The sequence below is a fragment of the Serratia sp. MF1(2023) genome, from assembly GCF_030954545.1.
Classification (GTDB): domain Bacteria; phylum Pseudomonadota; class Gammaproteobacteria; order Enterobacterales; family Enterobacteriaceae; genus Serratia; species Serratia sarumanii.
In genome coordinates this window covers 59,305-84,873 of the sequence record NZ_JAVHUX010000044.1, presented here as the reverse complement: position 1 = coordinate 84,873, position 25,569 = coordinate 59,305, and the positions used below count along the sequence as shown (strand labels likewise).

The window sequence follows — 25,569 nt, the reverse complement described above, 5'->3', positions numbered from 1 at the left end:
TCCTGAGCGTGAACATGAAACGACTGCTTGCCGAGGTCAATACCGATGAGCGTAACGTTTTGCATGATGATCCCCTTCAGAAAGAAAAACACCCTGCCAGCGTACCGCTCACAGGGTGGGGGTGACCATCTCATTAACCGGCCGCGTGGGCCGGTTGATTCACTATCAGGCTGAAATTACAGCTTGGCAGCGTTTTCAGACAGGTATTTTGCAACGCCGTCTGGGGAAGCGCCCATACCTGCTTTGCCTTTTTCCCACTGAGCCGGGCACACTTCACCGTGCTCTTCGTGGAATTGCAGCGCGTCAACGGTACGGATCATTTCGTCGATGTTACGGCCGATTGGCAGATCGTTAACAACCTGAGCACGCACGATGCCGTCTTTGTCGATCAGGAAGGAGCCGCGCAGCGCAACGCCGGCTTCCGGGTGTTCGATGCCGTAAGCTTTCTGAATTTCACGCTTGATGTCAGCAACCATTGCGTATTTCACTTCACCGATGCCGCCTTTGTCGACAGGGGTTTTACGCCATGCGTTGTGAACGAACTCTGAGTCGAAGGAAACGCCAACCACTTCAACGCCACGCTTCTGGAACTCTTCATAGCGGTGATCGAAAGCGATCAGCTCGGAAGGGCATACGAAGGTGAAGTCCATTGGCCAGAAGAACAGGACGGCCGGTTTGCCGTTCAGGTGCTTCTTCAGGTTGAAGTTTTCAACGATTTCGCCGCTACCCAGTACGGCAGCTGCAGTGAAGTCAGGGGCTTGACGAGTTACCAGGACCATAATTACTCCTGTAATAGGTGTTAAAGGGTGGATGTAAAAACAAGGGCCAGTATAGGGGCCGCGACTTGGTGAATAAAGGGTAAAAGACCAATCGATGAGATAGCTTTCACCTATCAAAGTCGTTGATATAATTTAGCGAGCTTTAAAAATAACCTTTTCCCACAAAAGGGCAAGCGGCAAAACGTAAATTCTTGCAAGGCGTTGCAATTTCAAGGGCTTGAGCTTGACCTCAGAGCGCTTTGTCCTTCGCCTGCCGCATCATTTTCGGGTAAAACTGCCAGAACTGTGTTTCAAGCTGATGATAATGTTGCTCGACGTCGGCGAACGAACCGGCCAGCGCCTCGAGGCGCGGGCGGCGGCTGGCCATGCCCTGCAGCACCCGGGCGATGAACGGCAATTCGGCGTAGCGCTCCAGCCAGCGTTCCTGCCACAGGTAGCCGTTCAGGTTCTGAAAGCGCGGCGGCGTGAGCGGCAGAAAAGGTTCGATCTGGCTGCGGGCTTCCTGGGTAAACTGGTGCAGGTCGCGCGAAGGCTCGAGCTGCTGCCAGTGGCGCGCCAGAAAATGGTCCCACACCACGTCGAGGGTGATCGGCGCCACGCGGCGGTAGGGGGCGCTGAAATAGTCGCGGCTGGCTTTGACCTGCGGCAGGCTGTCGGTCAGCACGTCGACGCGGCGGTGCATCATGATGCCGGCCACCACCTCGGGCTGGTAGTCGGCGGCGGGGTTGCCGCGCACGAAATCGGCCAGCAGGTTGCCCAGCAGCGAGCTGTCCGCCAGCATGGCCAGGTGAAGATGAGCGAGAAAATTCATCCCTCAACTATACCCGAAGTCAGGCAAATCCTCCTTATTTCTTGCCGCTGACCGCCCCCGGCTTTAGACTAGGCCGCCTGTTTTTTACCAACCAGCCCTAAATTGAAGAAGTGAATACCCATGCGCGTCGCTGATTTTTCGTTTGAACTTCCCGAATCCCTGATTGCCCACTATCCCCAGGCCGAACGCAGCGCATGCCGCCTGCTGCAGCTGGACGGGCCGAGCGGGGCGCTGACGCACGGCGTATTCACCGATCTGCTGGATAAGCTGGAAGCCGGCGACCTGCTGGTGTTCAACAATACCCGCGTGATCCCGGCGCGCATGTTCGGCCGCAAGGTCAGCGGCGGCAAGATTGAGGTGCTGGTGGAGCGCGTGCTGGACGACCATCGCGTGCTGGCGCACGTGCGCGCGTCGAAAGCGCCGAAGCCGGGCGCCGAGCTGCTGTTGGGGGATGACGAGAGCATCGCCGCCACCATGGTGGCGCGCCACGAAACGCTGTTCGAGCTGCGCTTCAACGACGAGCGCGACGTGTTCACTATCCTCAACGCCGCCGGCCACATGCCGCTGCCGCCTTATATCGCCCGCCCGGATGAAGACGCCGACCGCGAGCTGTATCAGACGGTCTACAGCGAGAAGCCCGGCGCGGTTGCCGCGCCGACCGCCGGCCTGCACTTCGACGAGCCGCTGCTGGCGGCGCTGCGCGCCAAGGGCGTGGAAATGGCGTTCGTGACGCTGCACGTCGGCGCCGGCACCTTCCAGCCGGTGCGCGTGGAAACCATCGAAGATCACGTGATGCACGCCGAATACGCCGAAGTGCCGCAGGAGGTGGTCGATGCGGTGCTGGCCTGCAAGGCGCGCGGCAAGCGCGTCGTAGCGGTGGGCACCACCTCGGTGCGCTCGCTGGAAAGCGCCGCGGCGGCCAGCAAAGAAGCGCTGATTGCGCCGTTCTTCGGCGATACCAGCATCTTTATCTATCCGGGCTATCACTATCAGGTGATCGACGCGCTGGTGACCAATTTCCACCTGCCGGAATCGACCCTGATCATGCTGGTGTCGGCCTTCGCCGGCTATAAAAATACCATGAACGCCTATCAGCAGGCGGTGGCCGAGCAGTATCGCTTTTTCAGCTACGGCGATGCGATGTTCATCAGCCGTAACCCGCAGGCGGAAAACGAGTCCGTCGGCGGTTAATTTCCCGGGCTGCGCGCACGGCGCGGCCCCGTTTCAACGACATCAGACTGTTTCTCTGATGCTGGAGGCTTTGTGAAGTACGAACTACAGACTACCGATGGCCGCGCGCGTCGCGGCCGCCTGATCTTCGACCGCGGCGTGGTGGAGACCCCGGCCTTTATGCCGGTCGGCACCTACGGCACGGTCAAGGGCATGACGCCGGAAGAAGTGAAAGAAACCGGCGCGCAGATCCTGCTGGGCAACACCTTCCACCTGTGGCTGCGCCCGGGCCAGGAGATCATGAAGCTGCACGGCGACCTGCACGATTTCATGCAGTGGCATGGGCCGATCCTTACCGATTCCGGCGGTTTCCAGGTGTTCAGCCTGGGGGCGATGCGCAAGATCAAAGAGGAAGGCGTGTACTTCCGCAACCCGATCAACGGCGACAAGGTGTTCCTGAGCCCGGAAAAATCGATGGAAATCCAGTATGACCTGGGTTCCGACATCGTGATGATCTTCGATGAATGTACGCCGTACCCGGCCGACTGGGACTACGCTAAGCGTTCGATGGAAATGTCGCTGCGCTGGGCGGAGCGCAGCCGCAAGCGATTCGACGAGCTGGAAAATAAAAATGCGCTGTTCGGCATCATTCAGGGCGGCGTTTACGAAGATTTACGTGATGTTTCAGTCAAAGGGCTGGTGGATATCGGCTTTGACGGGTACGCTGTGGGCGGCTTGGCTGTAGGCGAGCCGAAAGAGGATATGCATCGCATTCTTGAACACGTTTGCCCGCAAATTCCGGAAGATAAGCCACGCTATTTGATGGGCGTCGGCAAGCCGGAAGATTTGGTGGAAGGCGTGCGTCGCGGCATCGACATGTTCGACTGCGTCATGCCGACCCGCAACGCCCGCAACGGCCATTTGTTCGTGACTGACGGTGTGGTAAAAATCCGTAATGCCAAGCACAAGGATGATACTTCTCCGCTGGATAAGGACTGTGATTGCTACACCTGTCGCCATTACAGCCGCGCCTACTTGCACCATCTCGACCGTTGCAACGAAATATTGGGTGCTCGACTGAACACGATTCATAACCTGCGTCACTACCAACGCCTGATGGCGGGTTTACGCCAGGCTATCGAAGAGGGTAAATTAGAGCAGTTTGTTGCGGATTTCTATGGTCGGATCGGCAAGCCGATTCCGCCTTTAAACGCTTGATCTAATAATTGATAACTTAATGAGGGAATTTCAATGAGCTTTTTCATTTCTGACGCCGTCGCATCCGCAGGGGCTCCGGCTCAGGGAAGCCCGTACTCTCTGATCATTATGCTGGTGGTGTTCGGCCTGATCTTCTACTTCATGATCCTGCGCCCACAGCAGAAACGCGCTAAAGATCACAAGAAGCTGATGGACTCCATCGGTAAAGGCGACGAAGTGCTGACCACCGGCGGCCTAATCGGTCGCGTGACCAAAGTGGCCGACACCGGCATCATCGCCATCGCGCTGAACGACACCACGGAAGTGATGATCAAGCGTGACTTCGTGGCGGCCGTTCTGCCGAAAGGTACCATGAAGGCCCTGTAATCTTTTTTCCCGAAGGGAATTGCCGTGCTAAACCGTTATCCTTTGTGGAAGTATCTGATGTTGATCGTGGTGATCCTCGTCGGTCTGCTTTATGCGCTTCCCAACATCTACGGTGAGGATCCGGCCGTACAAATCACTGGCGCGCGCGGCGTCGCCGCCAGTGAAACTACGCTGGACCAGGTCCGTACCGTATTAGAAAAAGACAACATCGCGAGCAAGTCGATTGCGCTGGAAAATGGCGCCATCCTGGCTCGCTTTAAAGATCCTGACGTTCAGCTGCGCGCCCGCGAAGCGCTGGTGACCGAGCTGGGTGACAAATTCGTCGTGGCGCTGAACCTGGCGCCGGCCACGCCGACCTGGCTGGCCATGCTGGGCGCAGAGCCGATGAAACTCGGCCTGGACCTGCGCGGCGGCGTACACTTCCTGATGGAAGTGGACATGGACACCGCGTTGAGCAAGCTGCAGGAACAGACCATGGATACCCTGCGCAGCGAGCTGCGCGAGAAGGGCATTCCTTACGCGTCTATCCGCAAGCTGGACAACAACGGCGTGGAAGTTCGCTTCCGCGACAATGCGGCCCGTGACCAGGCCATCAGCTACATCGGCCCGCGTCAGCGCGATCTGGTGCTGTCCGCCAACGGCGCCAACACCATGAAAGCCAGCCTGACGGACGCCCGTCTGAGCGAAGCGCGCGAATACGCCGTCCAGCAGAACATCACTATCCTGCGTAACCGCGTCAACCAGCTCGGCGTCGCCGAACCGCTGGTGCAGCGCCAGGGCGCCGACCGCATCGTGGTCGAGCTGCCGGGCATTCAGGACACCGCGCGCGCCAAAGAAATTCTGGGTGCCACCGCGACCCTCGAGTTCCGTCTGGTGAACACCAATGCGGACGCCACTGCGGCGGCCAACGGCCGCGTGCCGGGCGACTCCGAGGTGAAATACACCCGTGACGGCCAGCCGATCGTGCTGTACAAGCGCGTGATCCTGACCGGTGATCACATCACCGACTCCACCTCGAGTACCGACGAATACAACCAGCCGCAGGTTAACATCTCGCTGGACAGCGCCGGCGGCACGTCCATGTCCAACTTCACCAAGGACAACATCGGCAAGCCGATGGCGACCCTGTTCGTGGAGTATAAGGACAGCGGCAAGAAAGACGCCAACGGCCGTGCGGTGCTGGTGAAACAGGAAGAAGTGATCAACGTGGCGAACATTCAGTCGCGTCTGGGCAACAGCTTCCGCATCACCGGTATCGGCAACCCGAACGAAGCGCGTCAGCTTTCGCTGCTGCTGCGTGCGGGCGCGCTGATCGCGCCGATTCAGATCGTCGAAGAGCGCACCATCGGTCCAACCCTGGGTCAGCAGAACATCACCCAAGGTCTGGAAGCCTGCCTGTGGGGCCTGGTGGCGTCCATCGTCTTCATGGTGGTCTGGTACCGTAAGTTCGGCGTGATCGCCACCACGGCGCTGGTCGCCAACCTGGTGCTGATCGTCGGCGTGATGTCCCTGTTGCCGGGGGCGACGCTGACCATGCCGGGCATTGCCGGGATCGTGTTGACGCTGGCGGTGGCGGTTGACGCCAACGTACTGATTAACGAACGTATCAAGGAAGAGCTGAAGAACGGCAGGTCCGTTCAGCAGGCGATCCATGAGGGCTATAAAGGCGCGTTCTCCAGTATCGTCGACGCCAACATCACCACGCTGATCACCGCGATCATCCTGTACGCAGTCGGCACCGGTTCGATCAAAGGCTTTGCGATCACCACCGCTATCGGTGTGGCGACGTCCATGTTCACCGCGATTGTCGGTACCCGTGCCATCGTCAACCTGCTTTACGGCGGCAAACGCATTAACAAGCTGTCTATCTGAGGAGTGCGTTGTGGCACAGGATTATACTGTTGAGCAACTCAACTACGGCCGTAAAGTCTACGACTTTATGCGCTGGGACTACGTGGCCTTCGGCATCTCGTTGGTGCTGTTGGTCGCGTCGATCGCCACCATGTCGGTGCGCGGGTTTAACTGGGGTCTGGATTTCACCGGCGGTACGGTGATTGAAATCAACCTGGAGAAACCGGCCAATCTCGACCTGATGCGCGATACGCTGGAGAAGGCCGGGTTCCAGGATCCGATCATCCAGAACTTCGGCAGCAGCCGCGACGTGATGGTGCGCATGCCACCGGCGACCGGCACCGCAGGCCAGGAACTGGGCAACAAGGTGATCGGCGTGATCAACGACTCGGTGGATAAAAACGCCACCGTGAAGCGCATCGAGTTCGTCGGCCCGAGCGTGGGCAGCGAGCTGGCGCAAACCGGCGGCATGGCGCTGCTGGTGGCGTTGATCTGTATCCTGATCTACGTCGGTTTCCGCTTCGAATGGCGCCTGGCGCTGGGGGCGGTTATCGCGCTGGCGCACGACGTGATCATCACGCTGGGTGTGCTGTCGCTGTTCCATATCGAGATTGACCTGACCATCGTCGCGTCCCTGATGTCGGTTATCGGCTACTCGCTGAACGACAGCATCGTGGTTTCCGACCGTATTCGTGAGAACTTCCGCAAGATCCGCCGTGGTACGCCTTACGAGATCATGAACGTGTCGTTGACCCAGACGCTGAGCCGTACGCTGATGACTTCCGGGACCACCCTGATGGTGGTGCTGATGCTGTACATCTTCGGTGGCGCGATGCTGCAAGGCTTCTCGCTGGCGATGCTGATCGGCGTGTCGATCGGTACCGTCTCCTCGATCTACGTCGCGTCCGCGCTGGCGTTGAAGCTGGGGATGAAACGCGAACACATGCTGCAGCAAAAAGTGGAAAAAGAGGGCGCGGATCAGCCTTCGATTCTGCCTTAACAACCGCAGTATTCAGCGATATGAGAAGGAGCGCCGATGGCGCTCCTTTTTTTTGCCTCGGGGATCAGTGCTGCTTCACTACCGCCGGTTGGGCGGTCGAAACCAGACTGTGCAGACGGATATAGCCCAATTGTTCCGGCGTCAGGCCGCTGAAGCGCAGTTCGAAGTCCTGGCCGGGCTTCGGCAGCAGCGAATCGGCGCTGGCGATCGGTTGCGACAGCGCCTCGGCGGTCAACGGCCGGCCGGTGGAGTCGTCCAACTGGCCCCATTCCACCACGGCTTTGAACGGCGGCAGCGTGGCCTGTGAGAGGACGCGCACATGCAGCTGCGCCTGCGTGCCGTTGGCTTCGTTCTTGATGTGGCTCAGCGAAACGCTCAGTTCGCCGATACCGCTCTGCAAACGGGCGGCGCTTCGGGCCGCCGGCAGCAGATAGACGCCGTTGTCGGAGTGCTGATTGAGCTGATTCTGCCGCTCCAGCGCGGTGGTTTGATCGGTCAGCACGCTCACTTTCTGGTTCAGCGCGGCGACCTGATGGCGCAGCTGGGGCACGGCGGCGTTATGCGCGCAGCCCGCCAGCAACACGGCGGCGGCGAGCAGGGCGATTTTGGGGTAACAGGTTGTCATGACGGCGATTTCCTATGCTGAATCTCCTGTTATCAGCTTAGTCCGCCCGGATGGGAAAGTCATATCGGCGCCGCTTCTAGGCCGCGTGTCGCAACAAATGGCCGCCGCCCTTTGTTGTGGCTGCACTTCGGGGTAAACTGCATTTATCTATAAAAAACGTTTATCAGGACGTGTTATGCATTGCCCTTTCTGCGCCGCCGTTGATACCAAAGTCATTGATTCCCGCCTGGTGGGGGACGGTTCGCAAGTGCGCCGTCGCCGCCAGTGTCTGGTGTGCAATGAACGCTTCACCACCTTCGAGGTGGCTGAGCTGGTGATGCCGCGAGTGATTAAAAGCGATGAGGTGCGCGAGCCGTTCAACGAAGACAAACTGCGCCGCGGCATGCTGAAAGCGCTGGAAAAGCGCCCGGTCAGCTCGGACGACGTGGAAAACGCCCTTAATCATATCAAATCCCAACTGCGCGCCACCGGCGAACGCGAAGTGCCGACCAAACTGGTGGGTAATCTGGTGATGGACGCGCTGAAAAAGCTGGATAAGGTCGCCTATATTCGCTTCGCGTCGGTGTACCGCAGCTTCGAAGACGTGCGCGAGTTCGGCGAAGAGATCGCCCGCCTGCAAGACTAAAGGATCTTTCATGCATCACGACGAACTTTATATGGCGCGCGCCTTCGAACTGGCGCGGCTGGGGCGTTTTACCACCGCACCCAATCCGAACGTCGGCTGCGTTATCGTGCGCGACGGCGAAATTGTCGGTGAAGGCTATCATCTGCGCGCCGGCGAGCCGCACGCGGAAGTGCACGCGCTGCGCATGGCGGGCGACAAGGCGCGCGGCGCCACCGCCTATGTCACGCTCGAGCCGTGCAGCCATCACGGCCGCACGCCGCCCTGCGCCGATGCGCTGGTGGCCGCCGGCGTAACCCGGGTGGTCGCGGCGATGCAAGATCCCAATCCGCAGGTGGCGGGTCGCGGGCTGTACAAGCTGCAGCAGGCCGGCGTCGAGGTGCGGCACGGCCTGATGCTGGCCGAGGCCGAAGCGGTCAACCTGGGCTTCCTCAAGCGCATGCGCACCGGCTTCCCTTACGTGCAGCTGAAGCTGGGCGCGTCGCTGGACGGCCGCACGGCGATGGCCTCCGGCGAGAGCCAGTGGATCACCTCACCCGAAGCGCGTCAGGACGTGCAGCGCCTGCGCGCGCAGAGCGCCGCCATTCTCAGCACCAGCGCCACCGTGCTGGCGGACGATCCGTCGCTGACGGTGCGTTGGGATGAATTGGACGCCGAGACGCAGCGCCTCTATCCGCGCGACAATCTGCGCCAGCCGCTGCGCATCCTGCTCGACAGCCAAAATCGCATTACTCCGCAGCACCGCGTGGTGCAGCAGCCGGGCGCCACCTGGCTGGCGCGCCTGGAGGCGGATGAACAGGCCTGGTCGCAAGACGTCGAGCAGTTTATCTGCCCGGCGCACGGCGGCGGCGTCGATCTGGTAGTGATGATGATGCTGTTGGCCAAGCGCCAGGTGAATTCAATCTGGGTGGAGGCGGGCGCAACGCTGGCCGGCGCGCTGCTGCAGGCCGGCCTGGTGGATGAGCTCATTTTGTACATCGCGCCGAAACTGTTGGGCGATAATGGCCGTGGCCTGTGCCACCTGCCGGGCCTGGAGCGATTGGCCGACGCGCCGGAATTCGTCTTTAGCGACGTGCGCCAGGTTGGCCCCGACCTGCGTTTGCGCCTGCGGGCGAAACACTGAATCTCGCGCCCGTGCGCCGGTTTTACAAAAGCGCCGCGCAGGCGATGAAAGAATATGATAGAATCCGCCCCCCTGCGGGGTATTGAACCCATTTTTAAGGAAAGCCCATGAAAGTTATCGAAGGTGTTGTTGCTACTCCAAAGGCCCGCGTGGCGATCGCAATTGCACGTTTTAACAATTTCATCAACGACAGCCTGCTGGAAGGCGCGATCGACGCGTTGAAACGCATTGGTCAGGTTGCTGACGACAACATCACCGTTGTCTGGGTCCCGGGCGCTTACGAGCTGCCGCTGACGGCGAGCGTATTGGCCAAAACCGGCAAATACGACGCGGTTATCGCGCTGGGCACCGTTATCCGTGGGGGCACCGCGCACTTCGAATATGTGGCGGGCGAAGCCAGCTCCGGCATCGGCAACGTTGCGATGAATGCCGAAATCCCGGTTGCTTTTGGCGTGCTGACCACCGAAAGCATCGAGCAGGCGATCGAACGCGCCGGCACCAAAGCGGGCAACAAGGGCGCTGAAGCTGCGCTGACCGCACTTGAAATGATTAATGTTATCAAAGCTATTAAAGCCTGAATTTAGTTAAGGGGAATTCCGTGAAACCTGCTGCTCGTCGCCGCGCTCGTGAGTGCGCTGTTCAAGCGCTTTACTCTTGGCAGTTGTCTAAAAACGACCTTGCCGATGTTGAACACCAGTTCCTGACGGAGCAGGATGTCAAAGATGTTGACGTCGCCTATTTTCGCGAGTTGCTGTCCGGCGCGGCAGTGAATGCAGGTATGCTGGACGAACTGATGGCGCCTTACCTGTCGCGTCAGCTCGAAGAGCTGGGCCAGGTGGAGCGCGCGGTGCTGCGCGTCGCGCTGTTTGAACTGAAAATGCGCGAGGATGTCCCTTACAAGGTGGCGATCAACGAAGCGATCGAACTGGCGAAAACCTTCGGCGCGGAAGACAGCCACAAGTTTGTGAACGGGGTGCTGGATAAAGTGGCGCCAACCCTTCGCAAGAAAAAGTAAAACATTAAGGCCGGCATTCCCGGCCTTAATTTCTTCTAGTGGAATATCGATATGGCATGCGGCGAATTTGACCTCATTGCCCGCTATTTTGACCGGTTCAAGCGTGTGCGCCGGGATGTACAGTTGGGCATTGGAGATGACTGCGCACTGCTGGCAGTGCCGGAAAAACAGCTGGTGGCCGTCAGTACCGATACGCTGGTGGCGGGCGTGCACTTTCTGCCGGACATCGATCCGGCCGATCTCGGCTATAAGGCGTTGGCGGTCAATCTGAGCGATCTGGCGGCGATGGGCGCCGATCCGGCCTGGCTTTCGCTGGCGCTGACCCTGCCTGAAGTGAACGAATCCTGGCTGAAGGCCTTCAGCGACAGCCTGTTCGATCAGCTCAACTATTACGGCATGCAGCTGATCGGCGGCGATACCACGCGCGGGCCGCTGAGCATGACGCTGACCATCCAGGGGCTGATCCCGGCCGGCCGGGCGCTGACCCGCAGCGGCGCGCGCATCGGCGACTGGATCTATGTGACCGGCACGCTGGGCGACAGCGCCGCCGGGTTGGCGATCCTGCAGGATCGTTTGGCGGTGACGGAAACGACGGCGCGCGATTATTTGGTCGCTCGCCATCTGCGGCCGCAGCCGCGGGTGTTGCAGGGGCAGGCGCTGCGCGATCTGGCCAGCTCGGCGATCGACATCTCCGACGGCCTGATTTCCGATCTGAAGCATATCCTTAAGGCCAGCGACTGTGGCGCACGCATCGTGCTGGACGAGCTGCCGATGTCGCAGGCGCTGAGCAGCCACGCCGATGCCGAACAGGCGCTGCGCTGGGCGCTGGCGGGCGGTGAAGATTACGAACTGTGCTTCACCGTGCCGGAGATCAACCGCGGCGCGCTGGAAGTGGCGTTGAGCCACCTCGGGGCCGACTACACCTGTATCGGCCAAATTGGCCCGCTGTCTGAAGGCATCCGCTATTATCGCGACGATGAGGCGGTAGAGCTGGACTGGGCTGGGTTCGATCATTTCAACGCGGAGCCGGGCACCCATGGATGAAGCCAAGCGCCGGCTGCGGATGAGCAATCCGTGGCACCTGCTGGCCACCGGGTTTGGCAGCGGTTTGTCGCCGGTGATGCCGGGCACCATGGGATCGCTGGCGGCGATCCCGTTTTGGCTGCTGCTGATCCAGCTGCCGTGGCAGCTCTACTCGCTGACGGTGATGTTCAGCATCTGCATCGGCGTCTATATTTGCCACCGCACGGCAAAAGACATGAAGGTGCACGATCACGGCAGCATCGTCTGGGACGAGTTCGTCGGCATGTGGATAACGCTGATGGCGCTGCCGGTCAACGACTGGCGCTGGGTCGCCGCCGGTTTCGTTATCTTCCGCATTCTCGACATGTGGAAGCCGTGGCCGATCCGCTGGTTCGACCGCAACGTGCATGGCGGCATGGGCATCATGGTCGACGATATCATCGCCGGCGTGCTGTCCGCCGGCATCATCTACCTGATTGGGCACCACTGGCCGATCGGGCTGTTCTGACAGACGGGCGCGCCGTTTTGCGCCCGCTTCTCTTATTCAAATCCCGTCACCCGATGCGGCACGTAAGCCGTCTCCAGTTCTGCGACCTCTTGCGGCGACAAACTCAAATCGACCGCGGCGATGGCGTCATCCAACTGCTCGCTGCGTGAAGCGCCGACGATCGGCGCGCTGACCGCCGGCTTGTTCAGCAGCCAGGCCAGCGCGATCTGCGCGCGTGAAACGCCACGTTCCTCGGCGAGGCTGGCGACGCGCTCGGCGATAATGGCGTCGATGCCTTCAGTTTCCTCGTACAGGCTCTTGCCGAACTGGTCGGAAACCAGCCGCGCGGTGGTTTCGCCCCAGGGGCGGGTCAGGCGGCCGCGCGCCAGCGGGCTCCACGGCAGCACGGCGATGCCTTCGGCGGTACACAGCGGATGCATTTCGCGCTCTTCTTCGCGCTGAATCAGGTTGTATTGATCCTGCATGCTGACGAAGCGCGTCCAGCCGTGCAGATCGGCGGTATACAGCGCCTTGGCGAACTGCCAGGCGTACATCGAGGAGGCGCCGATGTAACGCGCCTTGCCGGCTTTCACCACGTCGTGCAGCGCTTCCAGCGTCTCTTCCAGCGGTGTTTCGTAATCCCAGCGGTGGATCTGCAGCAAATCGACATAGTCGGTGCCGAGACGGCGCAGGCTGTCGTCGATGGATTGCATGATGTTGGCGCGCGACAAACCGCGCTCCAGGTTGCTCAGCGGGAAATACACCTTGGTGGCGACCACCACGTCTTCGCGGCGCGCATAGTCGCGCAGCGCCCGGCCGAGGATCTCCTCGCTGCTGCCGTCGGAATAGCTGTTGGCGGTATCGAAAAAGTTGATGCCGGCTTCCAGCGCCTGTTTCAGCAGCGGGCGGCTGCTCTCTTCCGGCAGCGTCCAGGCGTGATTGCCGCGGTTCGGTTCGCCGTAGGTCATGCAGCCCAGGCAGATGCGCGAGACGTTCAGATCGGTGTTGCCCAGTTTCAGGTACTTCATGCTTGCCTCCCATTCGAAAGCTCAGACAGTAACTGTAGCGCGGATCCCGGAGGGCGGAAACGAAAACGCCCCCGAGAGCGGAGGCGTTTTTTCAGGCGCGAGTGGCGATTACTGCGCCAGCCAGGTTTCGATTTGGCGCTGAATGCCGGCGGCGTCCAGCCCCAGATCGGCGCGCAGTTCTTCCTGGCTGCCCTGCGAGACAAAGCTGTCCGGCAGGCCGAGGTTCAGCACCGGCACCGGACGGCGTTTGGCCATCAGCAGTTCGTTGACGCCGCTGCCGGCGCCGCCCATGATGGCGTTCTCTTCCAGCGTGACCAGCGTTTCATGGCTGGCGGCCAATTCGAGCACCAGCTGCTCGTCCAGCGGTTTGACGAAGCGCATGTCGACCAGCGTGGCGTTGAGCGCCTCCGCCGCTTGCGCGGCCTCCGGCAGCAGGGTGCCGAAGTTGAGAATGGCGATCTTTTCCCCCTGGCGGCGCACCACGCCTTTGCCGATCGGCAGCAGGTTGAGCGGCTCCAGCGCCGCGCCGGTGCCGGTGCCGCGCGGATAGCGCACGGCGCTCGGGCCGTCGTTGTAGTGATAGCCGGTGTACAGCATCTGGCGGCATTCGTTCTCGTCGCTCGGCGTCATGATCACCATGGTCGGGATGCAGCGCATGAACGACAGATCGAACGCCCCCTGGTGAGTCTGGCCGTCGGCGCCGACGATGCCGCCGCGATCGATAGCGAACATCACCGGCAGATTTTGGATCGCCACATCGTGGATCAGCTGATCGTAGGCGCGTTGCAGGAAGGTGGAATAGATCGCCACCACCGGCTTGTAGCCGCCGATCGCCAGCCCGGCGGCGAAGGTGACCGCGTGCTGCTCGGCGATCGCCACGTCGAAATATTGCTGCGGGTAGTCACGAGAGAACTGCACCATGCCGGAGCCTTCGCGCATCGCCGGCGTGATCGCCATCAGCGAGCTGTCTTTGGCGGCGGTTTCACACAGCCAGTCGCCGAAGATTTTCGAATAGGTCGGCAGACCGCCGGCGCTTTTCGGCAGCGTGCCGCTGGCGGGATCGAACTTCGGCACCGCGTGGAAGCTGATCGGATCCTTCTCCGCCGGCGCGTAACCGCGGCCTTTCTTGGTCATGATGTGCAACAGCTGCGGGCCTTTCAGATCGCGCATGTTTTTCAACGTGGCAACCAACCCCTGCACGTCGTGCCCGTCTACCGGGCCGATATAGTTAAAGCCCAGCTCTTCGAACAGCGTGCCCGGCACCACCATGCCTTTCAGGTGCTCTTCGGTGCGTTTCACCAGCTCCTTGATCGGCGGCACGCCGGCCAGCACTTTCTTGCCGCCTTCGCGCAGGGTGGAGTAAAGCTTGCCGGACAGCAGCTGCGCCAGGTGGTTGTTCAGCGCGCCGACGTTTTCCGATATCGACATCTCGTTGTCGTTCAGCACCACCAGCATGTCCGGGTTGATGTCGCCGGCGTGGTTCATCGCTTCGAACGCCATGCCGGCGGTGATGGCGCCGTCGCCGATCACGCACACCGTGCGGCGGCCTTTGCCTTCACGTTCCGCCGCCACCGCCATGCCGAGGCCGGCGCTGATCGAGGTCGACGAGTGGCCGACCGACAGCACGTCGTATTCGCTTTCGGCGCGCCACGGGAAGGGGTGCAGGCCGTTCTTTTGCCGAATGGTGGCGATACGGTCGCGGCGGCCGGTCAGAATTTTGTGCGGGTAGGCCTGGTGGCCGACGTCCCACACCAGGTGATCGAACGGCGTGTTGTAGACGAAATGCAACGCCACCGTCAGTTCGACGGTACCCAGCCCGGAGGCAAAGTGGCCGCTGGAGCGACTGACGCTGTTCAGCAGGTATTGCCGCAGCTCATCGCACAGCTTCGGCAAGCTCTCTTTGGGCAGTGAGCGGAGTTCCTCGGGGTTTTCCGCTAGCGCCAGGGTTGGGTATTTGGCTATATCAAGACTCATTCGATACTCATATCAGAGGAGTTAACGTCACACGTTAATTGTCGCGTTCAATAATGAAGCTGGCTAACGCTCGCAATGGCGCTGTGTTATAAGATTGCGCTGCCAAAGTGTCTAATGCAGCTAATGCTTCCTGATAGAGATCCCACGCTTTTGCTTTCGCGCTGTCAAGCCCGAGCAACGCCGGGTAGGTACTCTTTCCGTGTTGTTGGTCCGCGCCCTGGCGCTTGCCGATTTTTTCAGTCTCGCCGACAACGTCCAAAATGTCATCCTGCACCTGGAACGCCAGGCCAACCGCGGCGGCGTAACGATCCAGCTGCGGCAGCGCCGCACGTCCGGCTTCGCCGGCGCTCAGCGCGCCCAGGCGCACCGCAGCACGGATCAGCGCGCCGGTTTTGTGGCGGTGGATCTGCTCCAGCGCCTGCAGATCAACGCGCTTGCCTTCGGCTTCCAGATCCAGCGATTGGCCGCCGCACATGCCGGCTACGCCGCTGGCGGTCGCCAGTTCAGAGACCATCGCCAGCCGATCGCGCAGGGCCACGTCAGGCATTTCGGCATCGGCCAGGATAGAAAACGCCAGCGTTTGCAGCGCATCGCCGGCCAGTATCGCGTTGGCTTCGCCGAATTTAATGTGGCAGGTCGGCTGGCCGCGGCGCAGATCGTCGTCGTCCATCGCCGGCAGATCGTCGTGGATCAGCGAGTAGGCGTGAATGCATTCCACCGCCGCCGCCGGCGCGTCCAGGTTAGCCAGCGACACGCCGAACATCTGGCCGGTGGTGTACACCAGGAACGGGCGCAGGCGCTTGCCGCCCAGCAAGGCGCCGTGACGCATCGCCGCCACCATGTTGCCGTCGTTGAACGGCAGCGGGGCGATGAAGTCCAGCAGCGCGCGATCGGCGCGCTGGCGGAAAATCTGCAGTTGATCGGCAAAAGCGGCCGATGGGGCGATCTCAGACATGTCGGTTACTCGGCATCCGGTGTGAAAGGCGCCAGCGCCGCATCGTCAGCGCTGTCGTTAAGAAGTATCTGCACACGCTGTTCCGCCTGTTGCAGTTTCTGCTGGCCCTGACGCGCCAGCTGTACGCCGCGTTCGAACTCGTTCAGTGCGTCTTCCAGCGGCAGTTCGCCCGACTCCAGACGCGTCACGATGCTTTCCAGCTCGCCGAGGGCGCTTTCAAAGCTGGCAGTTTGCTCTGTACTGGCTGATTGTGCTGGTTTTTTCGGCATAATTTTCTTTTTACGTCATCATGTGAACCGTGGCGCCAGAGCCTATCCTAGCGGATCTTGATTAGCAAATCATGGCGCTCATGTGTGGTTTTGTGCGCAGAGCACGGCGATATGGTGATATACTCCGCGCCGTAATTCTTATCTGACAACAAAGACCGCCATGAAGTTTATCATTAAATTGTTCCCGGAAATCACCATCAAGAGCCAATCTGTGCGCTTGCGCTTTATCAAGATTCTCTCGACCAATATTCGCAACGTCCTGAAGCAGTATGATGAAACGCTGGCGGTCGTCCGTCACTGGGATCATATCGAAGTTCGCGCCAAAGATGAAAACCAGCGGCCGATCATTGCCGACGCCCTGACGCGCATTCCCGGCATCCACCATATTCTGGAAGTGGAAGATCGTGCTTATACCGATATCCACCACATCTTTGAGCAGACGCTGGAAGCCTACCGCGCCCAGCTGGAAGGCAAAACCTTCTGCGTGCGCGTCAAGCGCCGCGGCAAGCAGGCGTTCAACTCGCAGGACGTGGAGCGCTACGTCGGCGGCGGCCTGAACCAACACATCGAAAGCGCGCGCGTTAACCTTACCCGCCCGCAGGTCACGGTAAACCTGGAGATCGAAGACGACAAGCTGATGCTGGTCAAACGCCGCCTCGAAGGCATCGGCGGTTATCCGGTCGGCACCCAGGAAGACGTGCTGTCGCTGATTTCCGGCGGTTTCGACTCGGGCGTGTCCAGCTACATGCTGATGCGCCGCGGCTGCCGCGTGCACTTCTGCTTCTTCAACCTGGGTGGCGCCGCGCACGAGATTGGCGTGAAGCAGGTGGCACACTACCTGTGGAATCGCTTCGCCAGCTCGCATAAGGTGCGCTTCGTCGCCATCGACTTCGAGCCGGTGGTGGGTGAGATCCTGGAGAAGGTCGACGACGGCCAGATGGGCGTGGTGCTCAAGCGCATGATGGTCCGCGCTGCTTCGCAAGTGGCCGAACGCTACGGCGTGCAGGCGCTGGTGACCGGCGAGGCGCTGGGGCAGGTCTCCAGCCAGACGCTGACCAACCTGCGCTTGATCGACAATGCGTCCGATACCCTGATCCTGCGTCCGCTGATCTCGCACGATAAAGAGCACATCATCAAACTGGCGCGCGAAATCGGCACCGAAGACTTCGCCAAAACCATGCCGGAATACTGCGGTGTGATTTCGAAGAGCCCGACGGTGAAAGCGATCAAGGCCAAGATCGAAGAGGAAGAGAGCCACTTCGATTTCAGCATTCTCGACCGGGTGGTGAGCGAAGCGAAGAACGTCGATATCCGCTCCATCGCCGAGCAGGCGCAGGAGCAGGTGACCGAGGTGGAAACCGTCGCGGCCTTCGGCGCCGACGAGGTGATCCTGGATATCCGCTCCAACGACGAGCAGGAAGAGAAGCCGCTGCAGCTGGAACAGGTTGAAGTGAAAGCGCTGCCGTTCTACAAGCTGAGCACCCAGTTCGGCGATCTGGATCAGAGCAAAACCTACCTGCTGTACTGCGAGCGCGGCGTGATGAGCCGCCTGCAGGCGCTGTACCTGCTGGAGCAAGGCTTCAGCAACGTGAAGGTTTATCGCCCGTAACGCACGGAGCGGCATAAACGACAAGGGCTGAACCGGTGTTCAGCCCTTTTTTATCGGCAAGCCGCTCAGTCGCGAAAATCGTACATCCCCGGGATCAGCACCAGCTGCGCGGCGATCTCCGCCGCCTTGGCCTTGCCGAGCAGCAGGTCTATCAGCTTCAGCGCGAACTCCATCGCGGTGCCCGGCCCCTGGCTGGTGAGCAGGTTGACGCGCGCGTCGTACACCACGCGGCGCTCCATCCATTTATCCGCCGGTATCTGGTCTTTCAGGCCCGGGAAGCCGGTCATGTTGCCGATCGGGAACAGATCGTGATGCTGCAGCACCAGCGCCGGCGCCGCGCAGATGGCGGCGACGATGTTGCCCTGCAGATGCATCTGCCGCACCTTTTCTACCAGCAGCGGGCTGTCGCGGAAGCATTCTGCGCCTTTCAGGCCGCCGGGCAGCACGATGGCGTCGAACGGCTCATCGACGATCGCCACCAGCGGCGCGTCGGCCAGCAGCTTGACGCCGCGCGAACAGACGATAGTCAGCTCGCCGTCGCCGGCAACGCTGGCGGTAGTGACTTTTACGCCCGCCCGCACCAGCAGATCGAGGGTGGTGACGGCTTCGATTTCTTCGCTACCAGGTGCCAGGCAGACCAGCGCCGATACGCTCATATTCATTTTCCTTTCGTTTAATCAGTTCAAACAGCCGCGCATTCTCCGGCAGCGTGAGGCCGTGGCTGCGCGCGCGGCGCAGCAGGTAACCGGTGATGTAGTCGATCTCGGTGTGCCGCTGGCTGCGGATATCCTGCAGCATCGACGAAACGTTGTCGGCGGTGCTGTGGATCACATCCATCACGTATTGCATCAGGCCTTCGCAGGAGGTGTGGTAGCCCTCCATCGCCATCACGCTGACGACTTCACGGCACAGCGTTTCGATCTGTTCCGGGTAGCGCTGCAGATCGCCGTTACGGCAGCCGTACAGCGCCGTCAGCGGGTTGATCACGCAGTTGACCGCCAGCTTGCGCCAGTTGGCCGAGGCGATGTTGTTGTGCCAGGCAACGTCGGGCAGCGCCTGATGCAGCACTTCCGCCAGGTGGCTGAGGTGCTGGGCGGCCGGCGAGGTCGGGCCGATGTGGGTGATGCCGGTGGCGACGTGGATAATGGTGCTGCCTTCGTGGCGCGCGGCGTGGGTGGTGGTGCCCTGCAGGATCGGCTGGCCGTTCGGCGGTAGCTCCTCTTGGGTGCCCATGCCGTTGTGCAGCAGCAAAATGGCGCACTGGGGGTTCAGCTTCGGCAGCAGTGCGCTGACCGCGCTGGACACCTGCCAGGCTTTCAGCGTCACCAGCAGCAGCTCGCTTTGCGCAAGGTGCTCTGGATCGTTAGTGGGCAAGTTGCGATTAAACGAGACGCCTTCCGGCTCTATCACGTTCACCGCGCAAAAAGGCTGCGGCACTCTTAGCCATCCCTGTACATCGTGGCCCTGCTGATACAGCCGGGAGAGCCACAGTTGTCCGAGCGCGCCGCAACCAAGAATGGTTATTTTCATTCAGTCTCCTTGGAAGCACGGGAATACCGCTCAATTACCGTGAATTAACTATAGGCTTTATGGCAGCCCGAAGCGCTATCCCTGCGTGCGTTCAGCAGATTTTGTCTGAGGCGGCAAAGCGGTTATCATGCTCGGCATCAAAATCGCCTAAGCTATTAGGCACTCATTCAGGAGGAAGAAGTATGCCATCTTTCGACATCGTTTCCGAAATTGATATGCAGGAAGTGCGTAACGCCGTTGAGAACGCCACCCGCGATCTCGGCACCCGCTGGGATTTTCGCAACGTGCCGGCCAGCTTTGAGCTAAACGAGAAAAACCAAAGCATCAAGGTTGCCACCGAGTCTGATTTCCAGGTGCAGCAGCTGCTCGACATTCTGCGCGAAAAGCTGAGCAAGCGCAGCATCGACGGCGCCGCGCTGGAGATCCCGGAAGAGTTTACCCACAGCGGTAAAACCTACAGCGTGGAAGCCAAGCTGAAGCAGGGGATTGAAACCTCTGTGGCGAAGAAAATCGTCAAGCTGATCAAAGACAGCAAGCTGAAGGTGCAGGCGCAGATCCAGGGCGAAGAAGTGCGGGTGACCGGCAAGTCACGCGACGATTTGCAGAGCGTGATGGCGCTGGTGCGCGGCGGCGATCTGGGGCAGCCGTTCCAGTTCAAGAACTTCCGCGATTAATCTCTACGGGGCCGGCATTGCCGGCCCTGATGCTTTATAGCGAATTGACCAGCGCTTCCAGCTGACCGCGATTGGTCTGCTTGGTATCCACCTTGACGTAGGCGCTGCGCTCTTCCGGCACCACGATCGCTTCGGCCACGCCGGGCTGCGCCTTCAGGCGGCTTTCCAGCGCCGAATCCTTTACCGCCAGTTCCGACAGCGTAATGCGCAGGCTGCTAACATACGGCGGCTCTTTCATGGTGCTGCTGACCAGGAACCAGACCGCGGCCAACACGGCGCCGGCGATAAACACCAGCCCTGCGCCCTGCAATCCGTATAGCCAGCCGCCGAGGCTGCCGCCGATCGCCACGCCGATAAACTGGCTGGTGGAGTAGACCCCCATCGCTGTGCCCTTGTAGCCGGCCGGCGATTCTTTGCTGATCAGCGAAGGCAGAATGGCTTCCATCACGTTGAAGGCTATGAAGAACAGCTGAACGCCGGCGATGATGCCCCACAGGCGCGCGCCGGAGAGCCACAGCAACACTTCGGCGCAGAACAGCACCGCCACGCAGCCCATAAACACCTGTTTCATGCGGCGATATTTTTCGGCATAGATGATGAAAGGCACCACGGCGGCGAACGACACCAGCATGGTGACCAGGTAGACGATCCAGTGCTCGCTGGCCGCCAGCCCGGCTTTTTCCATCGCCAGCGGCAGCGCCACGAAGCTCGACATCAGCAGGATATGCAGGCACATGATGCCGAAGTTGAGCTTCAGCAGGCGCGAGTTGCTCAGCACCTTGCGGAAGCTGCCGCGCACGATGCTGGACTCGCGGTTCAGCAGGTGAGTGTCGGCGGAAGGCACCACCGCCAGGGTGATGACAATGCCGGCCAGCGCCAGTACGGCGATCATCCAGAACAGCGCATGCAGGCCTAAGGCGTGGGTGATGATAGGGCCCAATACCATGGCGATGGCGAAGGTGATGCCGAAGCTGACGCCGATAAACGCCATCGCCTTGGTGCGGTTCTGCTCGCGGGTCAGATCGGAGAGCAGCGCCATTACCGCGGCGGCGATGGCGCCGGAGCCTTGTAGCGCGCGGCCGAGGATCACGCCCCAGATCGAGTCGGTAGCGGCGGCGATCACGCTGCCGAGGGCAAAGATCAGCAGGCCGCCGACGATCAGCGGCTTGCGGCCGATGCGATCGGACACCAGGCCGAACGGGATTTGAAACACCGCCTGCGCCAGGCCGTAGATGCCGATGGCGATGCCGATCAGCGCTTCGCTGGCGCCGTTGAGCGCCATGCCGTAGGTGGTCAGCACCGGCAGTACCATAAACATGCCGAGCATGCGCAGGGAGAATACGGTGCCTAATCCCCAGGTGGCGCGGCGCTCCTGCGGGGTCATTGAATTATCGTTCACATCAAACCTCGGTAAAAACCATGCCATCAGACGTTGAGACAGCGCCTGATGGCATGATTTCTGTAAAGCTGCGTCATTTTAGTGTGCAGGGCAGGGGGGGGTAAATCGAATGTTGTTTAACAGATATTACAGTTCGGCCGCTTTTCGGCGTGACAAATAAAATGGGCCGCAAAAGCGGCCCATTTACGGATGATTTGGCTTACCAAACGTAGGTCACCAGCGCTTCAGGCGCCGCCGTGGCGCTGAAGTCGATCGACATCATCACGCTCAGCGAGGTAATGGCGACGATGGAGAACACGAACAGTTTACGCGCCCAGACGCTGTCGTTTTCGGTTTTGTAACCGCGCAGCGCCATGCCCAGCCACCAGACGCTCACCGCCGCAGCGACGATCAGGTATTTGTAGCCGGCGTAGCCCACCAGGGTCAGCATCAGCGTGGCGATCATAAATGCCAGGATGTAGACCGTGATGTGGTTCTTGGCGACGGAAATGCCTTTCACCACCGGCAGCACCGGAATGTTGGCCGCCTGGTAATCTTTAAAGCGGAAGATAGCGATCGCATAAGAATGCGGCATCTGCCACAGGCTAAAGATAGCCAGCAGGATCAATGCCCCGGCGTCGAACTCGTTGGTTACCGCGCAGTAGCCGATAACCGGCGGCGCGGCGCCCGACAGGCTGCCGATCAGCGTGCCGTAGACCGAGTGGCGTTTCATGTACAGGCTGTAAACGCCGACATAAACCACGAAGCCCATCACCGCCAGCCACATGGCCAGCGGGTTGGCCGCGATATACAGCAACGCGAAGCCCACAATACCCAGAACGGTCGCATAAACCAGGGTGACACTCGGCGCGATCAGGCCTTTTACCAGCACCCGATTCTTCGTTCTCTCCATTTTCTTGTCGATGTCGCGGTCGATGTAGTTGTTAAACACACAGCCCGACGCGACCACCAACGAGACACCCACCAGGGTGGCGAGAAACAGGGGATAGTCGATGCTCCCTTTGGAAGCGAGCAGGAATCCCCCAACGACAGAAATTAAATTGCCGAAAATAATTCCTGGTTTAGTGACTTGCAGGTATTGCTTAATCATCACGTGCAGCTCAGCTCTTAATCGACCATCATATTGATGTTGAGGTTGTACATAATCCAGAGTGAACCTACAACAACGATACCGATGATCATAGCGGTGAACAGCAATGCCACCAGGTTCCAGCGCTCTTCCGATGAGGTGTTCATGTGCAGGAAGTAAACCAGGTGAACAATCACCTGGATAACCGCCATGCCGACAACAACCGCCAGGATGGTGGAATGAGAGGCAGTGCCGTTCATTACCATCGCAAATGGAATTACCGTCAGGATGATCGACAGAATAAAGCCGATCAGGTATGACTTCACGCTGCCGTGGCTTGCGCCGCCGTGAGAGGTTTCATGGGATGAATGGCTCATTACATAACCCCCAGCAGGTAGACAACGGTAAATACGCAGATCCAGACCACGTCCAGGAAGTGCCAGAACAGGCTCAGGCACATCAGGCGGGTTTTGTTGGTCGCGGTCAGGCCGAACTTGCTCACCTGAATCATCAGCACGATGATCCAAATCAGGCCGGAAGTTACGTGCAGACCGTGGGTGCCGACCAGCGCGAAGAAGCTGGACAGGAACGCGCTGCGATCCGGACCGAAGCCTTCGGCGATCAGATGATGGAATTCATAGATTTCCATCGCCACGAAGCCCAGACCAAACAGGAAGGTCAGGAACAGCCAGGTGTTTACACCGCCAACTTTACCCTTGTTCATGGCGATCATCGCCATGCCGTAGGTGATGGAGCTGAACAACAGCAGGAAAGTTTCGACCAGGACAAACTTCAGGTCGAAGATGTCTTTACCTGAGGGACCGCCAGCGGTCCCGTTCACCAGGACTGCATAAGTCGCGAACAAGCTCGCAAACAAAATACAGTCGCTCATCAGGTAGATCCAGAATCCGAAGACTTTGGTCTCTCCCGCGTCGTGGTGCCCATACTCTGCATGGGCTGCGTTATGATTGGTCAGAGTTTCAGTTGACATGGTTCACGCCTGCTTTACGGATTTGTTCGTAGTGTTGGTTCTCAATGCGCTCGATTTCATCAACCTGCACATAGTAGTCAACATCGTGATCGAAGCTCTTGCCGATCCAGACAACGATCATACCGATGAAGCCGGCCAGAGCCATCCACCAGATTTCCCAAATCATTGCGAAACCGAATACCAGGCTGAAGAAGGCGATGATCACGCCGGCGCCGGTGTTCTTAGGCATATGAATCGGTTCGTATTTAGCCGGTTTCTTATACGCTTCGCCTTTTTCTTTCATGTCCCAGAATTCATCACGGTCATGAATCTGTGGCACTACGGCAAAGTTATAGAACGGCGGTGGAGACGAAGTTGACCACTCCAGAGTACGAGCGCCCCATGGGTCACCGGTCAGATCGCGGTTCTGTTCGCGGTCACGGATACTGACGAAGATCTGAATCAGCTGGCACAGGATGCCGCAGGCGATCAGCGCCGCACCGCCGGCTGCAACCAGCAGCAGAGGGTGGAACTCAGGGTTGATGTTCTGGCTGATACGACGGGTCATGCCCATAAAGCCCAATGCGTACAGCGGCATGAAGGCGGTGAAGAAGCCGATGATCCAGAACCAGAACGCGCGGATGCCCCATTTTTCGTTCAGCGTGAAGCCGAAGGATTTCGGGAACCAGTAGGTCAGGCCCGCGAAGCAACCGAACACCACGCCGCCGATGATGACGTTGTGGAAGTGAGCGATCAGGAACAGGCTGTTGTGCAGCACGAAGTTCGCGCCCGGCACCGCCAGCAGAACGCCGGTCATACCACCCACGGAGAAGGTGATGATGAAGCCAACGGTCCACAGCATCGCGGAGTTGAGCTTGATACGGCCCTGATACATGGTGAACAGCCAGTTGAAGATTTTCACCCCGGTCGGGATGGAAATGATCATGGTGGCGATACCGAAGAAGGCGTTAACGTTCGCGCCGGACCCCATGGTAAAGAAGTGGTGCAGCCAGACGATGAACGACAGAACGGTGATCGCGATGGTTGCCCATACCAGTGAGGTATAGCCGAACAGGCGTTTTCTGGAGAAGGTCGCGGTGACTTCGGAGAACACGCCGAACACCGGCAGAACCAGGATATACACCTCTGGGTGACCCCAGGCCCAAATCAGGTTGATGTACATCATCATGTTGCCGCCCATATCATTGGTGAAGAAATGGGTGCCCAGATAGCGATCCAGGGTCAGCAGCGCGATGGTGACGGTCAGAATTGGGAAAGAAACGATGATCAGGACGTTGGTACACAGCGCCGCCCAGGTGAACACCGGCATCTTCATCATAGGCATGCCTGGGGCACGCATCTTCAGAATGGTGGCGAAGAAGTTCACGCCGGTCAGCAGGGTACCCAGACCGGAAATCTGCAGACTCCAGATCCAGTAATCAACCCCGACGCCAGGACTGTACTCTTTACCCGACAGCGGCGGATACGCCAGCCAACCGGTCTGAGCGAACTCACCGACCCCCAGGGAGATGTTGATCAGCACAACGCCCACCACGAAGAACCAGAAGCTCAGGGAGTTCAGGAACGGGAAGGCGACGTCGCGCGCACCGATTTGCAGCGGCACTACGACGTTCATCAGACCGACCACGAAAGGCATCGCCATGAAGAAGATCATGATAACGCCGTGCGCGGTGAAGATCTGGTCGTAGTGGTGCGGCGGCAGGAACCCGGCTTCGCCGGCGGACGCCAACGCCTGCTGGCTACGCATCATGATGGCGTCGGCGAAACCGCGCAGCAGCATGACCATCGCCACGATGATGTACATGATACCAATTTTTTTATGGTCGACCGAAGTCAGCCATTCGCTCCACAACCACTTCCATTTGCCGAAATATGTCAGCAGCGCCAGCACTGCCAGGCCCCCGACAATAATTGCGGCTACGGTGACCATGATGATCGGTTCGTGGTACGGAACCGCATCAAGTGTTAATTTTCCCAACAT

Annotated in this window: 27 protein-coding genes; 13 read left to right on the top strand and 14 right to left on the bottom strand. The window is 59.8% G+C overall.

Annotated features, from left to right (window positions below; genetic code table 11):
* Nucleotides 1-176: 176 nt before the first annotated feature.
* Complete coding sequence (locus REA38_RS21210) at nucleotides 177-779, bottom strand: peroxiredoxin C (protein WP_019454212.1); 603 nt, start codon at nucleotides 777-779, stop codon at nucleotides 177-179.
* Nucleotides 780-1,008: 229 nt separating this feature from the next.
* Nucleotides 1,009-1,590 carry an ACP phosphodiesterase gene (locus REA38_RS21205; protein ID WP_060428117.1) on the bottom strand — a complete coding sequence of 194 codons (582 nt, stop codon included), beginning with the start codon at nucleotides 1,588-1,590 and terminating at the stop codon, nucleotides 1,009-1,011.
* 120 nt (nucleotides 1,591-1,710) lie between these two features.
* Between REA38_RS21205 and queA the strand changes: the two genes are divergently transcribed.
* The 5 genes from queA to secF all read left to right on the top strand — a co-directional run bounded on the left by queA (nucleotide 1,711) and on the right by secF (nucleotide 7,195).
* Nucleotides 1,711-2,781 carry a tRNA preQ1(34) S-adenosylmethionine ribosyltransferase-isomerase QueA gene (queA, locus tag REA38_RS21200; RefSeq protein ID WP_004940394.1) on the top strand — a complete coding sequence of 357 codons (1,071 nt, stop codon included), beginning with the start codon at nucleotides 1,711-1,713 and terminating at the stop codon, nucleotides 2,779-2,781.
* A 72-nt stretch (nucleotides 2,782-2,853) separates the two neighbouring features.
* Nucleotides 2,854-3,978 (top strand): tRNA guanosine(34) transglycosylase Tgt, encoded by a 1,125-nt coding sequence (gene tgt, locus REA38_RS21195; protein ID WP_033647322.1) that lies wholly within the window; start codon nucleotides 2,854-2,856, stop codon nucleotides 3,976-3,978.
* Between the two features lie 33 nt (nucleotides 3,979-4,011).
* Complete coding sequence (gene yajC, locus REA38_RS21190; RefSeq protein ID WP_004940391.1) at nucleotides 4,012-4,344, top strand: preprotein translocase subunit YajC; 333 nt, start codon at nucleotides 4,012-4,014, stop codon at nucleotides 4,342-4,344.
* A gap of 24 nt (nucleotides 4,345-4,368) precedes the next feature.
* The gene (gene secD, locus REA38_RS21185; RefSeq protein ID WP_072008390.1) at nucleotides 4,369-6,216 is read left to right on the top strand and encodes a protein translocase subunit SecD; all 1,848 of its coding nucleotides are present in this window, start codon (nucleotides 4,369-4,371) and stop codon (nucleotides 6,214-6,216) included.
* Nucleotides 6,217-6,226: 10 nt separating this feature from the next.
* The gene (secF, locus tag REA38_RS21180) at nucleotides 6,227-7,195 is read left to right on the top strand and encodes a protein translocase subunit SecF (RefSeq protein WP_019454209.1); all 969 of its coding nucleotides are present in this window, start codon (nucleotides 6,227-6,229) and stop codon (nucleotides 7,193-7,195) included.
* Between the two features lie 64 nt (nucleotides 7,196-7,259).
* Here secF and REA38_RS21175 read toward each other — a convergent pair whose 3' ends face one another.
* Complete coding sequence (locus REA38_RS21175; protein WP_101427833.1) at nucleotides 7,260-7,820, bottom strand: DUF3251 domain-containing protein; 561 nt, start codon at nucleotides 7,818-7,820, stop codon at nucleotides 7,260-7,262.
* A 175-nt stretch (nucleotides 7,821-7,995) separates the two neighbouring features.
* Here REA38_RS21175 and nrdR point away from each other — a divergent pair, with 175 nt between their 5' ends.
* The 6 genes from nrdR (at nucleotide 7,996) to pgpA (ending at nucleotide 12,111) form a co-directional block, all read left to right on the top strand.
* Nucleotides 7,996-8,445 carry a transcriptional regulator NrdR gene (nrdR, locus tag REA38_RS21170; RefSeq protein ID WP_004940387.1) on the top strand — a complete coding sequence of 150 codons (450 nt, stop codon included), beginning with the start codon at nucleotides 7,996-7,998 and terminating at the stop codon, nucleotides 8,443-8,445.
* Between the two features lie 10 nt (nucleotides 8,446-8,455).
* Nucleotides 8,456-9,565 (top strand): bifunctional diaminohydroxyphosphoribosylaminopyrimidine deaminase/5-amino-6-(5-phosphoribosylamino)uracil reductase RibD, encoded by a 1,110-nt coding sequence (gene ribD / locus REA38_RS21165; RefSeq protein WP_308886575.1) that lies wholly within the window; start codon nucleotides 8,456-8,458, stop codon nucleotides 9,563-9,565.
* Nucleotides 9,566-9,672: 107 nt separating this feature from the next.
* A complete protein-coding gene (ribE, locus tag REA38_RS21160; RefSeq protein ID WP_033637299.1) occupies nucleotides 9,673-10,143 on the top strand; it encodes a 6,7-dimethyl-8-ribityllumazine synthase in 471 nt (156 codons plus the stop codon).
* A gap of 20 nt (nucleotides 10,144-10,163) precedes the next feature.
* Nucleotides 10,164-10,580: a transcription antitermination factor NusB gene (gene nusB, locus REA38_RS21155; protein ID WP_004940384.1), complete on the top strand. Its 417-nt coding sequence runs from the start codon at nucleotides 10,164-10,166 to the stop codon at nucleotides 10,578-10,580.
* Nucleotides 10,581-10,631: 51 nt separating this feature from the next.
* Nucleotides 10,632-11,624, top strand: a complete 993-nt coding sequence (gene thiL / locus REA38_RS21150; protein ID WP_033637301.1) for a thiamine-phosphate kinase — start codon at nucleotides 10,632-10,634, stop codon at nucleotides 11,622-11,624.
* The gene (gene pgpA / locus REA38_RS21145) at nucleotides 11,617-12,111 is read left to right on the top strand and encodes a phosphatidylglycerophosphatase A (RefSeq protein WP_033634010.1); all 495 of its coding nucleotides are present in this window, start codon (nucleotides 11,617-11,619) and stop codon (nucleotides 12,109-12,111) included. Before thiL ends, pgpA begins: the two co-directional genes overlap by 8 nt.
* A gap of 32 nt (nucleotides 12,112-12,143) precedes the next feature.
* On the opposite strand, the gene REA38_RS21140 is transcribed toward pgpA, so the two are convergent.
* The 4 genes from REA38_RS21140 to xseB all read right to left on the bottom strand — a co-directional run bounded on the left by REA38_RS21140 (nucleotide 12,144) and on the right by xseB (nucleotide 16,316).
* Nucleotides 12,144-13,118 carry an aldo/keto reductase gene (locus tag REA38_RS21140; RefSeq protein WP_060422039.1) on the bottom strand — a complete coding sequence of 325 codons (975 nt, stop codon included), beginning with the start codon at nucleotides 13,116-13,118 and terminating at the stop codon, nucleotides 12,144-12,146.
* Between the two features lie 108 nt (nucleotides 13,119-13,226).
* The gene (dxs, locus tag REA38_RS21135; RefSeq protein WP_033637303.1) at nucleotides 13,227-15,092 is read right to left on the bottom strand and encodes a 1-deoxy-D-xylulose-5-phosphate synthase; all 1,866 of its coding nucleotides are present in this window, start codon (nucleotides 15,090-15,092) and stop codon (nucleotides 13,227-13,229) included.
* 34 nt (nucleotides 15,093-15,126) lie between these two features.
* Nucleotides 15,127-16,047, bottom strand: coding sequence for a (2E,6E)-farnesyl diphosphate synthase (gene ispA / locus REA38_RS21130; protein ID WP_047728733.1), 921 nt, complete (start codon nucleotides 16,045-16,047; stop codon nucleotides 15,127-15,129).
* A 5-nt stretch (nucleotides 16,048-16,052) separates the two neighbouring features.
* Nucleotides 16,053-16,316 carry an exodeoxyribonuclease VII small subunit gene (gene xseB, locus REA38_RS21125; RefSeq protein WP_015376838.1) on the bottom strand — a complete coding sequence of 88 codons (264 nt, stop codon included), beginning with the start codon at nucleotides 16,314-16,316 and terminating at the stop codon, nucleotides 16,053-16,055.
* A 160-nt stretch (nucleotides 16,317-16,476) separates the two neighbouring features.
* Between xseB and thiI the strand changes: the two genes are divergently transcribed.
* Complete coding sequence (gene thiI, locus REA38_RS21120; protein ID WP_060429534.1) at nucleotides 16,477-17,925, top strand: tRNA uracil 4-sulfurtransferase ThiI; 1,449 nt, start codon at nucleotides 16,477-16,479, stop codon at nucleotides 17,923-17,925.
* A 65-nt stretch (nucleotides 17,926-17,990) separates the two neighbouring features.
* Here thiI and yajL read toward each other — a convergent pair whose 3' ends face one another.
* Both yajL and panE read right to left on the bottom strand, forming a co-directional pair.
* Nucleotides 17,991-18,581: a protein deglycase YajL gene (gene yajL, locus REA38_RS21115; RefSeq protein WP_308886574.1), complete on the bottom strand. Its 591-nt coding sequence runs from the start codon at nucleotides 18,579-18,581 to the stop codon at nucleotides 17,991-17,993.
* A complete protein-coding gene (panE, locus tag REA38_RS21110; protein ID WP_308886572.1) occupies nucleotides 18,544-19,455 on the bottom strand; it encodes a 2-dehydropantoate 2-reductase in 912 nt (303 codons plus the stop codon). The genes yajL and panE overlap by 38 nt, the downstream gene beginning before the upstream one ends.
* A gap of 182 nt (nucleotides 19,456-19,637) precedes the next feature.
* Here panE and REA38_RS21105 point away from each other — a divergent pair, with 182 nt between their 5' ends.
* Complete coding sequence (locus REA38_RS21105; RefSeq protein ID WP_004940373.1) at nucleotides 19,638-20,129, top strand: YajQ family cyclic di-GMP-binding protein; 492 nt, start codon at nucleotides 19,638-19,640, stop codon at nucleotides 20,127-20,129.
* Between the two features lie 34 nt (nucleotides 20,130-20,163).
* Here REA38_RS21105 and REA38_RS21100 read toward each other — a convergent pair whose 3' ends face one another.
* The 5 genes from REA38_RS21100 to cyoB all read right to left on the bottom strand — a co-directional run bounded on the left by REA38_RS21100 (nucleotide 20,164) and on the right by cyoB (nucleotide 25,569).
* Entirely contained in the window at nucleotides 20,164-21,528 is a 1,365-nt protein-coding gene (locus REA38_RS21100; RefSeq protein WP_033653267.1) for an MFS transporter, read from the bottom strand.
* A gap of 199 nt (nucleotides 21,529-21,727) precedes the next feature.
* On the bottom strand, nucleotides 21,728-22,618 hold the full coding sequence (cyoE, locus tag REA38_RS21095) for a heme o synthase (protein WP_019454196.1): 891 nt from the start codon (nucleotides 22,616-22,618) through the stop codon (nucleotides 21,728-21,730).
* Nucleotides 22,619-22,635: 17 nt separating this feature from the next.
* On the bottom strand, nucleotides 22,636-22,974 hold the full coding sequence (locus REA38_RS21090; protein ID WP_004940369.1) for a cytochrome o ubiquinol oxidase subunit IV: 339 nt from the start codon (nucleotides 22,972-22,974) through the stop codon (nucleotides 22,636-22,638).
* A complete protein-coding gene (locus tag REA38_RS21085; RefSeq protein ID WP_308886570.1) occupies nucleotides 22,974-23,588 on the bottom strand; it encodes a cytochrome o ubiquinol oxidase subunit III in 615 nt (204 codons plus the stop codon). The genes REA38_RS21090 and REA38_RS21085 overlap by 1 nt, the downstream gene beginning before the upstream one ends.
* Nucleotides 23,578-25,569 (bottom strand): cytochrome o ubiquinol oxidase subunit I, encoded by a 1,992-nt coding sequence (gene cyoB / locus REA38_RS21080; RefSeq protein ID WP_033637313.1) that lies wholly within the window; start codon nucleotides 25,567-25,569, stop codon nucleotides 23,578-23,580. Before cyoB ends, REA38_RS21085 begins: the two co-directional genes overlap by 11 nt.

What these genes read in the sequence shown, in the direction of transcription:
- ribE (WP_033637299.1), top strand. Translation starts at nt 9,673, where the DNA reads ATGAAAGTTATCGAAGGTGTTGTTGCTACTCCAAAGGCCCGCGTGGCG.
- REA38_RS21090 (WP_004940369.1), bottom strand. Translation starts at nt 22,974, where the DNA reads ATGAGCCATTCATCCCATGAAACCTCTCACGGCGGCGCAAGCCACGGC.
- REA38_RS21105 (WP_004940373.1), top strand. Translation starts at nt 19,638, where the DNA reads ATGCCATCTTTCGACATCGTTTCCGAAATTGATATGCAGGAAGTGCGT.
- cyoE (WP_019454196.1), bottom strand. Translation starts at nt 22,618, where the DNA reads ATGATTAAGCAATACCTGCAAGTCACTAAACCAGGAATTATTTTCGGC.
- ribD (WP_308886575.1), top strand. Translation starts at nt 8,456, where the DNA reads ATGCATCACGACGAACTTTATATGGCGCGCGCCTTCGAACTGGCGCGG.
- REA38_RS21205 (WP_060428117.1), bottom strand. Translation starts at nt 1,590, where the DNA reads ATGAATTTTCTCGCTCATCTTCACCTGGCCATGCTGGCGGACAGCTCG.
- thiL (WP_033637301.1), top strand. Translation starts at nt 10,632, where the DNA reads ATGGCATGCGGCGAATTTGACCTCATTGCCCGCTATTTTGACCGGTTC.
- REA38_RS21175 (WP_101427833.1), bottom strand. Translation starts at nt 7,820, where the DNA reads ATGACAACCTGTTACCCCAAAATCGCCCTGCTCGCCGCCGCCGTGTTG.
- queA (WP_004940394.1), top strand. Translation starts at nt 1,711, where the DNA reads ATGCGCGTCGCTGATTTTTCGTTTGAACTTCCCGAATCCCTGATTGCC.
- pgpA (WP_033634010.1), top strand. Translation starts at nt 11,617, where the DNA reads ATGGATGAAGCCAAGCGCCGGCTGCGGATGAGCAATCCGTGGCACCTG.
- panE (WP_308886572.1), bottom strand. Translation starts at nt 19,455, where the DNA reads ATGAAAATAACCATTCTTGGTTGCGGCGCGCTCGGACAACTGTGGCTC.
- xseB (WP_015376838.1), bottom strand. Translation starts at nt 16,316, where the DNA reads ATGCCGAAAAAACCAGCACAATCAGCCAGTACAGAGCAAACTGCCAGC.
- yajL (WP_308886574.1), bottom strand. Translation starts at nt 18,581, where the DNA reads ATGAGCGTATCGGCGCTGGTCTGCCTGGCACCTGGTAGCGAAGAAATC.
- nrdR (WP_004940387.1), top strand. Translation starts at nt 7,996, where the DNA reads ATGCATTGCCCTTTCTGCGCCGCCGTTGATACCAAAGTCATTGATTCC.
- ispA (WP_047728733.1), bottom strand. Translation starts at nt 16,047, where the DNA reads ATGTCTGAGATCGCCCCATCGGCCGCTTTTGCCGATCAACTGCAGATT.
- cyoB (WP_033637313.1), bottom strand. Translation starts at nt 25,569, where the DNA reads ATGTTGGGAAAATTAACACTTGATGCGGTTCCGTACCACGAACCGATC.
- yajC (WP_004940391.1), top strand. Translation starts at nt 4,012, where the DNA reads ATGAGCTTTTTCATTTCTGACGCCGTCGCATCCGCAGGGGCTCCGGCT.
- REA38_RS21140 (WP_060422039.1), bottom strand. Translation starts at nt 13,118, where the DNA reads ATGAAGTACCTGAAACTGGGCAACACCGATCTGAACGTCTCGCGCATC.
- thiI (WP_060429534.1), top strand. Translation starts at nt 16,477, where the DNA reads ATGAAGTTTATCATTAAATTGTTCCCGGAAATCACCATCAAGAGCCAA.
- dxs (WP_033637303.1), bottom strand. Translation starts at nt 15,092, where the DNA reads ATGAGTCTTGATATAGCCAAATACCCAACCCTGGCGCTAGCGGAAAAC.
- REA38_RS21085 (WP_308886570.1), bottom strand. Translation starts at nt 23,588, where the DNA reads ATGTCAACTGAAACTCTGACCAATCATAACGCAGCCCATGCAGAGTAT.
- REA38_RS21210 (WP_019454212.1), bottom strand. Translation starts at nt 779, where the DNA reads ATGGTCCTGGTAACTCGTCAAGCCCCTGACTTCACTGCAGCTGCCGTA.